The following is a 10,392-nucleotide window of genomic DNA, read 5'->3' as shown; positions in this document are numbered from 1 at the left end:
CTAAATTATTTAATAAATTGATTCTTAATCGTCATGTAACCATAAATAAAAGTTGTTGCCAGACACATAAAAGGGTTAATAAACCAAGCCACATCGTGAATCTTTGTATAACCTTTTATAGCATCCCATGTCGGCTTAACTAAAGTCAAACTAAAAAAGACATACTTGGCAACCGCCCATTCGTCTCCTTTCATGACAACACTATAACGACGATGGGCATGGTGTTCAAAATGATAACTCTCGGCAAACATTAATCTTCTCCTAATATATACCCAAAATCCGCTTAAATTAGTTAGGTGAATTAGGGAATTTTTAACAAAACCAAACTCATTATGCCCATTCTTAATAACATCTACCATAACATCTATAGGATAATGATATTCTGGTCTAACATCTGCATTCTCCGCAACCAATTTTCTCCGCATTAAACAGCCATTGGTTCCGATTGTGGGAATTTTTCGGGGGTCGCTTTCAAATTTAACCAGATAATAGTTTCCTTTGTCAATCGCCTTGCCCAAGTTAATCCAATGGTCTGCATTCTGGGGTAATCGATCGGCCTTACCCAAATAATACGGTAGTGGCTCGCTAATGCCAAAAAGTGAGCAGTAGCGATCCATAAGTTTGTAATTTGGAGAGTAATCATAGTAGCTAGTTTCTGTTGCCACCATTTTGGGGTTTTCTAAAAGTGGCATAACCATATCCTTTAACCAAGTTGTTGTGGGAATAAAATTATCATGATCCAAAATTAGAACCAACTCTCCTTTAGCCTTATTAAAGGCTACTCCTCGGTTGTACTCGGCATGCTGTTTTTCCTTTGGAATATTGATTACAGTTGCATGATATTTTTTGGCAATTTCCAATGTCTTATCCGTAGAACCACCATCACCTAAGATAATTTCAATCTTCTCTTGAGAGTAATCTTGACCCCGAACCGCGGATAAACACCGATCTAGTGTTCTGCCAGAATTATATGTTGCGGTAACAATAGAGATTGTTGGCCAGATTGTATTTTTCATTTCTTGGTAACAAAATCTAGTAATACTTCCCAAATTTTGGCGGGAAGAAACCTGTGCAAGAGGGTCGTAATATGCGCATCATTTCCCAATAAAATTCTAGCTGGGGGGTTACTATCTTCTACCACCTTTACAATAGTTTTGGCAATCTTTTCTTGGGAAACCATGGGCATTAATGTTTTTATAGCCCAAAACTTTTCTCGAGCCGGAACATGAGGAAGCTTTTTTTCTTGATCGTTTTTTCCTTTAGCAATTGCTCCTGGCGCGATATTTGTTATCCAAATTCCTTCGGGAAGCTCGTGTCGCCAAGCTAAAGACAAACCCTCCAAGGCAAATTTTGAGGAGCTATAAAGACCGAAATTGGGTAAAGAAATCGACCCATTTAACGAAGTAATATTAATAATGCGACCAAATTTTTGCCGTTTCATCTGCGGAATTACCTCCTTAATGAGCCGAAAGGCACCAACGGCATTAATATTTAAAATGTTTAAATAGTCTTGAACACTAAATGATTGCGTTAGACCGACTAAAGTAATTCCTGCATTGTTGATCAAAACATCCAAGCGTTTTTCCTTGGAGATTATTTTTTTAACAGCCCGCCCACAACTATCGTCATTTGTGATATCAATATTAAGTGGAAAAACATTGCTAAAGGAATCTTTCCAATCTTTTTGAAGCGCTTTTACATCATCCTCCCCCTTTACCCCAGCATAAACAATAAAACCCACCCCGGAAAGTTTTTCTGCCAAAAACTCCCCCAGTCCTCGGGAACAACCGGTGATTAAGACTACTTTTTCTTTCATATGTTATCCTTTGACTTCCCATTCTCTTTTTCAGCGTCTACGGAAGTTTTGGGTTTAATGAAATGAGAGATTAGTTTTACTCCAGCATCTTTCCAAAACTTTGGGGATTTAAAACTTACTGCCGTTTGATTGGGATCGAAGTCTAACAGGTGACCCAAAAGCTTTTTTCCTGCCATGGCAAAGAATTTAATATCATCAACATTTCGGATACTTAAAACCTTACGAAAAATATATTGCGGAGAAAAAAAGGCCGAATACAACTCTTGGGTTAATTCCATAAGTTTTTCCGTGCTGTAGGGAGTCTTCATTACCGGTTCCCGCATATCATAGTCATCGTAATCTTCGGTTAACAACCAACCATTTTCCTTAGCCTGTTTCCAAAGTGGAGTTCCCGGATAGGGAATAATAATTGTTGCCTGCATGGTATAAAAATACCCTTTTTTAAAGCAATATTTAGCCACGGCTATGGTTCTTTTGGCGTCCTCGTACGATTCCCATGGGTAACCCAGCATAATAGTTGCGTGCGGTTCGAGGCCGGCTTTTGATGCCATGCGCGCGCCGTTGATGGTATCTTCCTCTTTGGTTCCTTTGTCCAACATATCCAAAGTTTTTTGGTTACCAGATTCCATCCCATAAAGCAAAAACCTAAAATTGGCAGCTTTCATCAGATTATATTGCTCTTGGTTTAAGGCATTAAAGCGCATGTTGCAACTATAAACCACCTTTTTGTTGTAACCGCTTTCAATTAAAAGTTCGCAAAATTTTTTCAGCTTAGGACCAATAAACATTGTCCCAGCATCGTCAAAAATCTCCTTGACACGATATTTATCTACAACGAATTTAACTTCAGCAAAGAGGCGTTCTGGGGACATACTGCGGTAACTGCCTCTAGGATTAAGGCTGTGGTCCCAAATACAAAAGGTACACCTGTTCCACCAACAATCACGACCCGAATACATATAGGTTGCCGGGGTATATTTGTAATTGCCATTTTCAAAGGCGTAAAGTTCCCACCTAGTCAAATCTCGATCAATAAACGGCAAATCATCTAAATTGTGTTTTAGACTGATAGCGCCAGAGTTAATGATTTTTTTACCCTCTCGTTGATAAACCCCACCATCTAACTTGGTACCTTTTGTAAGATGATTTAATAAACTAACCAGAATAAAATCGTAATCTCCGCCGATAATCACATAATCCACGACGCATTTGGCAAACGACTCTTCGGGAAAAAAAGTTACATGATCGCCAACTAAGATTATTTTTATGTCGGGGATTTTGGATTTAATGTCATCAATTATTTTCCAGTGAGCTTTAATTACCGGAGCTTTAGTTTCTATGACAAGATAATCGGGGCTGGTGGCTTTAAGCTCATAAACCCAATCTTCGTATTTCTTTTTTTCGGCAATGCCATCCATCCAATAAACCGTGTATCCAGCTTCTTTTAACATAGTCGCACCATACGCTGGCACCATTGGATAGATATATGTTGGAGCATTAAAATATTGGAATTGGCGATTTTGAGACAAGAGCGGGGTGCCTTTGTTAGTTTCTATGGGTGGATAACCAATAACAATTGTTGACGTTCTTTTTCCTGTTTTTTCTTTTGCCATTTTTAGATTCTATCACTTGATACTAAGCTCTTCCATAGTTATCTTTCATCTTTCTCTTAAAAAACCCCCGCAAAAACTGCGCTCCGTACCAAAAATGCGTCAAAAATACTCCAGGGATTGTGAGCAATGATATTGTCAAATTTCTGCATTTACCAAACACCCAAATCGCATTTGCAATCAACAATATCCCGTATATCCCTAATCCCCCCAATAGCCCTAGTTTGACCAATTGAAAACCAAACGGTAAAAGCAGTATGCCTCCTATCAGACCAATGCTAAACAAACTTGGTATAAAATAAAACCATCTTCGAGAGGTTGCGGGCAGAATTCTGGCAAAATGCCCCCTATGCAACCCAAACCGACCGTTTTGGATTAAATGTTTCTTAAATAACGGTCGTCTGTGGTGATAAACCAGAGCCTTGGGATCATAAACTATTTTAGAAACTCCATCCCGAGTCAATTCCAAACATAGTTTTGTATCCTCCCCAGGAAAATAACCCGAGTCAAACCCGCCCACTTTGATAAAGTTCTCTTTTCTAACTAATAAATTAAATGAGGGGTAATCATCTACAAATCTCTTTTTAGAAGGAAAAAATCTGTAATTTGAGCCGAACCCGCCCAACGGACTTGCTGAAACCCAACCAGATGCTTTTTCTAGGGTTGATGCTGTCTCTGGGGTAAGACCAGGCCCACCAACCGCAACAACAGACGGATCATTAAAATTTTTGACCGCTTCGGCAAGCCAGTTTGGTGATGGAAAAGCGTCATCGTCAATAAAGGCGAAGATTTCTCCCTTAGCGTATTTGATAGCTAAATCCCTTTTTTCCGCTGGACGATTTTTGAGATTCTTGTCATGGTAGAGACAAATCGGGTGAGACCCCTTTTTGGGTCTCACCCAAAAATGGGTCTCACCCCTTTTTTGTATTTCTTCCGTTGTGATAACTAAAATCTCACAGTTGAGATATCTCAAATCTTGATATTTAGGTAAAGACTCTTCTAAAAATTCATTCCATTTTTCGGCTATTATTATTATCGAAACCAATGGCGTACTCATATTAGTATGATAACTATTCTACTTGATATACTTTGTCTGTTGAGTCAATTCTATATTTATAAAAATCCAAATAATCAGCCCTGGTTTCTTTTTTATCTGCCCAACATTTTACCTTAAGTTTGGCATCAAACATAATCGGCCCAACTTTCCAATAGTCCCCAACACAATATTTTGCCTCACTAGCATTAATTTTATTGACCATCAGGGTATCAAACTTTTTTTGAGATTCCCTCTCTTTAGCATAACCAATAATAACTTTTCTTAACATGTCACCTTGAGAGAACAACCAAAATGACAGTGATACGAACAACGCGAGACTAAAAATACGGTTTTTTTTCCAGATGTAATATACAAAAAATACCGTAGAAATGACCAGGTTTGGCCACCAGGAGATTAAATATCTGGCAGAACCACTAAGCCCTGGAACAGCGGATAACGCAAAAAATATTGGAAAACAAAACGAAGCTACAAGAGAATAGTCTTTTAAAGCCAGCTTCTGATTCCTAACAATTTTTGTTAAAACCACTACTATTCCAAAGATTACGGGAAGAGCAAACAGCATCCAAAATCTCCCTAAATATGCTGGAAAAATTGCGGTCGTAAGATAATTAAACGAACTACCAAGATTAAAAACCCCGCCACTGACCCTGCTAAAAGAGTCTAAATAAGCATAAAAGGCAAAAGCCCCAAAGAAGAATGCGGAAATTGTTAAGAAGGCTTTAAGATACCTTACCCTTTCATCTATTTTGTATTTTGCGTACCACAAAAAATAGATTGCAAAAAATACTCCGATTATTGCTATTACACTAATATCAAAACCCCGAATTAAATCTTCGTCGATGGAAAACCTAAGTTTGCTCCTTAAAGTTTCTAGGGGATTAAAAAACATTCTTTTTTTAACGAAAAGATAATAGATAAAAGAAGACATCGCTAACATTATCAAACTAATAAACGAAACTTTTCGACTTTTGATCAACTCCTTAAGGAGGTAAAAAAATAAAAAACCCAAAACAATCGCAAGAGCAAAGGTATATTGCATATTAGAAATAAATGACACAAAAACCAAGAGACCTAACCCTAATAGATATTTTTCCTTTTTAGATTCGATCCACTTCCAAAGAAGATAAAAGGAGAAAAGTGATGAAAATTCAATAAAAGGATAGTTTGCCCAAGCTTTAGAATGGACTAAAAAATTTTCTGGGGACATTAAGTTGTACATCAAAATGCCAATAAAACCCCACTTCTTAGAAGAAAAATTGCAAACGATATAATAAATTAGGAGAGATGTTAAAATTGACCAGATGATGGTATTTATTCTCAAAACCAAGGGTGTAATTCCAAAAACCGCCTGAAATGGGAGGATTACATATGACTCCAATGCTCCCGAATAATTTTGGGTAGCAAAAAAAAGATAAAATTTTCTTAAATGGCTCATCTCATCTACCATTACCGACCACATTACCTCATCGGAGTCTAGTGGGATTACCAGAGTTCCAATGATTCTTAGGGCTAGTGTTAAAACCAGCCCACAAACGAGTAGTTTTCTTCCACGGATCATTTTTGGTAGTATGGTCACATTAGACATTGTATACTTTGGTAATGATAAATATCAAGGAATCGCTAAAGATTAACAAATATTTAATTTTTATTTTCGTGGTTGCTGTTTTTGCAACTTACTGCAACTCTTTAGGCAATTCCTTTGTATCTGATGATATCCCTATTATTTTGGGAAATCCCAATCTAGCAAATTTTTCTTACATCTTTAATAATTTGGCAACAATAATTAGCTCTTTAACCTATTTTATAATTGTTTCTTTGTTCGGAAAGAATCCCACATTTTTTAGACTGTTCAATATTCTGTTCCATGCTGGAAATGTAATTTTAATTTACTTTCTTGTTAAAAAGTTACACAACAAGAAGATCGCTGTTTTGACTTCGTTGATATTTGCAACTCACCCAATACTTTCCGAATCGGTGGCATGGATAAGTGGTGGTCCTTATCCTAGGTATTCGTTCTTCTTTCTTTTGTCTTTTTTGCTTTATATTTACAAAAACAAACATAATAATTTTTATACTTTTTCTATAATTTCTTTCTTTTTGAGTTTACAAAGCAACGACAAAGCCGTTCCACTACTTGCTATTTTTGTTTTATACGAGATGCTTTTTGGAAAGTTAAAAGAGAATTGGAAGAAAGTAATCCCCTATTTTTTAATGTCTGTTTTATATCTTTTATATTTTACTGTTTTCTCTGGATTATTTACAGCAAGAGTAACCGATTTAAATCTGGGGGCAGGGCAAGAGCCAGGACGAGATAACCCGTTGATTCAGATTCCAACAGCCATCACAGAATACTTAAAATTGATCTTTTGGCCACAAGGTTTAACCCTTTACCACAGCGAACTTTCATTATCATCTAATCAATTTGCGTTGAGGGTAATTGCCTTTTTAGTTTTTTGTGCCTTGGGAATTTGGGGATTCATAAGGAATCGAAAAGTTTTCTTCTGGCTAAGTTGGTTTGTCATTTCACTCGCAGTGACATTGACTCCTTTTAGGATCAGTTGGATTGTGGCTGAAAGGTATGTTTATCTGGGATCAATTGGGGTTATTGTGATTTTTTCGATGTTTGTTAATTGGGTTTTGGGGAGATATAAACTGCAAGGGTTATATTGGTCGTTGTTGATTTTAATCGTTTTTCCTTTGTCAATAAGAACAATCATTAGAAATGCCGATTGGAAAAGCCATGACACCTTATGGCTTGCCACCGCCAAATATTCCCCCAACAGTCCTCAAAACCATAACAATTTAGGCGATTATTATGGGCGAATGGGCGACCAAGAAACCGCAATCATAGAATTTAAAAAAGCCATTGAATTAAAACCCAACTATGCCGACGCTTACCACAATTTAGCCAATACTTATCAGCAATTAGAAAGATTTGATGAAGCGGTAGAAAATTACCAAAAAGCGATTGAATTTAACCCAGGTCTTTGGCAAAGCTATCAAAATTTAGGAGTAATTTATTATCATCAAAAAAACTTTGATGAAGCATTAAAATATTTTAAAGAATCATTAAAAATCAACCCCAACAATGATAATCTGCAAAAGTTAGTTGATGTTATCCGCTAAATATTGACCCTCATTTCCAATTCCTTGTCGTAAATCCATTTTCTCTTATTGGAGTCGTCATAGTAGTGCAATAAGCGTAAGCGGTAAACCACCCCCATAGCATCTAAAAGCGACCTCCAAAGCACCCCAAAACCAATTGCGTGAGTAAAATCGCTCTCATTGTAAGAAAGCTTTACTGGGGCTTCAAAAATCCTTTTAAAACCTAAATGCCTTGCCACCGCCAGCATTTCCATATCAAAAGCATAGCGTTTGATAATCAGCCGTGGCAAAACCTTTTCTAATACCCGTCTTTTAAATATTTTTAAACCCACCTGCGTATCTCGAACATTTATTCCAAGAAAAATTCGGGCAAAAGCTTGAGCTCCAAAACTAACTAGTTTTCGATGAAAGGGATAAATAACCTTAGAGGCAGGGTGTCTTTTACTCCCAATCATAATATCCGCCTCATACCAAAGCATATGCTCAATTAACATAGATATGCCGTTGGGATCAAGCTCCATTCCCGAGTCAATAAAAGCAATTAAATCCCCTTTGGCTCGCGCCATACCGTAGCGCACCGCATACCCTTTACCACGGTTGGTTTTATAACCGCAAACAATAATCTTTCCGCCAGCTGGCGGATTAATTTCTTTAAGTTTTTTTAGGGTCTTGTCGGGAGAACCATCATCAACGGCAATAATCTCAAAATCCCATCTGGTCTGAGAAAGAGTTTCCAAAATTCGTTTTAAGTCTTCTTTAATTGTCTTTTCCTGCTTGTAGGCGGGAACTATTACGGACAAAAGCATAGTGGTAAACTATGGTAGCAACTAGGGTTAATCCCATTGACAGTATACCAGCATAAATCAAGCCATTAATAGTCTTTGTTGATAAAACAACAAACCCTAAATACAAAAATAACCCACCAAGAAGAATTTTTCCGTAGGCAAAGCGCGCCGTAGCAAGATATATCGTAGAAAATAAAGATAAGATTGAGTAAAATGAAATATAGACAGCATAAATCCCCAAATGGGGAATTGCATCAATATAGCGGGAACCAAATAGCAGGTTAACAATGATCTGGGGAAAAAACCTGTAGATGGCAACAGCGCAGAAAAGCAAAGCCAGATAAATTTTTAAACTCCCCGCTATAAATTTATCTAACGACTCGCCTCGGGTAACTTTTTCGGAGATTATTGGAAAAACAATTGCCCCAAACCCCGAAACTCCAAAAAAAATAATTTTGCCGATAATGGCAACGGACGAATAAATACCTGCCAGTTCCGGAACAAGGTAATGTTTTGCCAAAATAGTATCCAAATTAAGTATTATTGTAATTGGGGCAATAATAATAACCGAAGACACTGCGTAAGAAAAAATGCTTCTGACAGGTGCAAAATCCAATTCAAATATATTCTTTAGATGTAGATTCTTCTTTAAAACCAAGCATCCTACAATAAAAACTAAGATAAATCCGAATAGCAAACCATAGAAAGCACCGATTACCCCGGAAAGCAAAATAATTCCCCCAATTCCAAAAAACAATTTGGCGACAGACGCGATAATCCCCAAAAAACTTGCGCCTTTAAACCGTAACAGTCCCTGTAAAAAAATTCCCGGAAGCCCCGAAACAAGACTGACTCCCGCAATAAGAGAGCATAATAGTATTGTATGTTGATTTGCAATATTGAGCCAAGAAGCGCTTTGTTTAGAAAACAAACCAAAAAACAACAGGAGAATTAAAGAAAAGAGTAAATTGATAACAACAAGACCCGAAAATAATTTTGTAAGAGAAGCAAAGTTTTGATGAACTTTGTACTCGGAAACTTTTTTAACAATGGCAGGATTTACTACAGCAAAGGGAAGAGTAATAATTCCAATTGCCGAAAACAACGCCACCAGCTCCCCATATTCCACAATTGATAAAGCTCGAGAGGCTAAGAGTTGGAAAAGGTAGCTGACAAAGCTAGACGCTAAATTAACTGTAAAAAACAGTGCAGGCCCGACATAAATTCGGTAAATTCGGGTACTACCCGATTCGGGTAGTACCCGCTTTTTTAGCGTGGATAAAGGGAAAAATCGTATGTCCATTTTATATTGTACTAGCAATGTTTCCCCACCACGATGTATTTTCTTTGTACCAACTGATTGTATTTTTAAGTTGTTCCTTAAACGAAAACTGCGGTTTCCAACCAAGTTCTCGTTCTATTTTTGACCAATCTACCGCGTATTTTCTGTCATGCCCCAACCTATCTGTAACAAATTCTATGTGAGATTCCAGGGAGTCACCAGGGGACATTTGAGAAATTATTTCTCTGACGACCTCTAAGTTAGAGTATTCTTTTTCTTTTTGCCCACCTACACAATAGGTTTGACCAATTTGTCCTTTGCGTAAAATTAAATCAATAGCTCTTACATGATCTTCCACAAACAGCCAATCGCGAATGTTTTTTCCATCTCCATAGACTGGAACTTTTTCCCCTTGAAGTAAATTAGTAATTGCCAGCGGAATCAGTTTTTCGGGATACTGATTGGGTCCAAAATTGTTAGAGCAATTAGAAATGGTTATGGGAAGACCAAAGGTATGATAAAACGCCCTTACTAAATGATCCGAGGATGCTTTGGATGCTGAATAAGGCGAACGGGGATCGTAGGGGGTACTCTCCCTAAATTTTTCTGGTGATGTAATGTCTAATGATCCAAAAACCTCATCGGTAGAGATGTGATGAAAGCGCTTAACTTTATTTTTTAAAGTAGCGTCTAGTAACACTTGTGTACCAAGTACATTAGTGGTGATAAAGGGAGTG

Annotated in this window: 9 protein-coding genes; 1 reads left to right on the top strand and 8 read right to left on the bottom strand. The window is 37.3% G+C overall.

Annotation, left to right across the window (positions count from 1 at the left end; genetic code table 11):
- Window positions 1–5: 5 nt before the first annotated feature.
- The 5 genes from KKF75_02510 to KKF75_02490 are packed head-to-tail and all read right to left on the bottom strand — an operon-like array spanning window position 6 to window position 6,059.
- Complete coding sequence (locus tag KKF75_02510; GenBank protein ID MBU4381066.1) at window positions 6–1,016, bottom strand: glycosyltransferase family 2 protein; 1,011 nt, start codon at window positions 1,014–1,016, stop codon at window positions 6–8.
- Window positions 1,013–1,816, bottom strand: coding sequence for an SDR family oxidoreductase (locus tag KKF75_02505; GenBank protein ID MBU4381065.1), 804 nt, complete (start codon window positions 1,814–1,816; stop codon window positions 1,013–1,015). Before KKF75_02505 ends, KKF75_02510 begins: the two co-directional genes overlap by 4 nt.
- The gene (locus KKF75_02500; GenBank protein MBU4381064.1) at window positions 1,813–3,429 is read right to left on the bottom strand and encodes a radical SAM protein; all 1,617 of its coding nucleotides are present in this window, start codon (window positions 3,427–3,429) and stop codon (window positions 1,813–1,815) included. Before KKF75_02500 ends, KKF75_02505 begins: the two co-directional genes overlap by 4 nt.
- Window positions 3,430–3,451: 22 nt before the next feature.
- Window positions 3,452–4,483, bottom strand: a complete 1,032-nt coding sequence (locus KKF75_02495; GenBank protein ID MBU4381063.1) for a glycosyltransferase — start codon at window positions 4,481–4,483, stop codon at window positions 3,452–3,454.
- Window positions 4,484–4,496: 13 nt separating this feature from the next.
- Window positions 4,497–6,059 carry a glycosyltransferase family 39 protein gene (locus KKF75_02490; protein ID MBU4381062.1) on the bottom strand — a complete coding sequence of 521 codons (1,563 nt, stop codon included), beginning with the start codon at window positions 6,057–6,059 and terminating at the stop codon, window positions 4,497–4,499.
- Window positions 6,060–6,082: 23 nt separating this feature from the next.
- Between KKF75_02490 and KKF75_02485 the strand changes: the two genes are divergently transcribed.
- On the top strand, window positions 6,083–7,609 hold the full coding sequence (locus KKF75_02485) for a tetratricopeptide repeat protein (protein MBU4381061.1): 1,527 nt from the start codon (window positions 6,083–6,085) through the stop codon (window positions 7,607–7,609).
- Here KKF75_02485 and KKF75_02480 read toward each other — a convergent pair.
- The 3 genes from KKF75_02480 to KKF75_02470 all read right to left on the bottom strand — a co-directional run.
- Entirely contained in the window at window positions 7,606–8,394 is a 789-nt protein-coding gene (locus KKF75_02480) for a glycosyltransferase (protein ID MBU4381060.1), read from the bottom strand. The genes KKF75_02485 and KKF75_02480 overlap by 4 nt on opposite strands.
- The gene (locus tag KKF75_02475; protein ID MBU4381059.1) at window positions 8,345–9,676 is read right to left on the bottom strand and encodes an oligosaccharide flippase family protein; all 1,332 of its coding nucleotides are present in this window, start codon (window positions 9,674–9,676) and stop codon (window positions 8,345–8,347) included. Before KKF75_02475 ends, KKF75_02480 begins: the two co-directional genes overlap by 50 nt.
- Before the next feature lies 1 nt (window position 9,677).
- Window positions 9,678–10,392, bottom strand: a 715-nt coding sequence (locus tag KKF75_02470) for a GDP-mannose 4,6-dehydratase (protein MBU4381058.1), incomplete at its 5' end; no start/stop codon positions are given.

It is taken from the genome of Patescibacteria group bacterium, assembly GCA_018896215.1.
Lineage (GTDB): Bacteria > Patescibacteriota > WWE3 > 0-14-0-20-40-13 > 0-14-0-20-40-13 > JAHINB01.
Note: the sequence above shows the minus strand (reverse complement) of the source record. Positions and strands in the feature narration are given on the sequence as shown.

Bases quoted from the DNA above. Each gene is read 5' to 3' on its own strand.
- KKF75_02510 (MBU4381066.1), bottom strand. From the start codon at position 1,016: ATGAAAAATACAATCTGGCCAACAATCTCTATTGTTACCGCAACATAT.
- KKF75_02505 (MBU4381065.1), bottom strand. From the start codon at position 1,816: ATGAAAGAAAAAGTAGTCTTAATCACCGGTTGTTCCCGAGGACTGGGG.
- KKF75_02500 (MBU4381064.1), bottom strand. From the start codon at position 3,429: ATGGCAAAAGAAAAAACAGGAAAAAGAACGTCAACAATTGTTATTGGT.
- KKF75_02495 (MBU4381063.1), bottom strand. From the start codon at position 4,483: ATGAGTACGCCATTGGTTTCGATAATAATAATAGCCGAAAAATGGAAT.
- KKF75_02485 (MBU4381061.1), top strand. From the start codon at position 6,083: ATGATAAATATCAAGGAATCGCTAAAGATTAACAAATATTTAATTTTT.
- KKF75_02480 (MBU4381060.1), bottom strand. From the start codon at position 8,394: ATGCTTTTGTCCGTAATAGTTCCCGCCTACAAGCAGGAAAAGACAATT.
- KKF75_02475 (MBU4381059.1), bottom strand. From the start codon at position 9,676: ATGGACATACGATTTTTCCCTTTATCCACGCTAAAAAAGCGGGTACTA.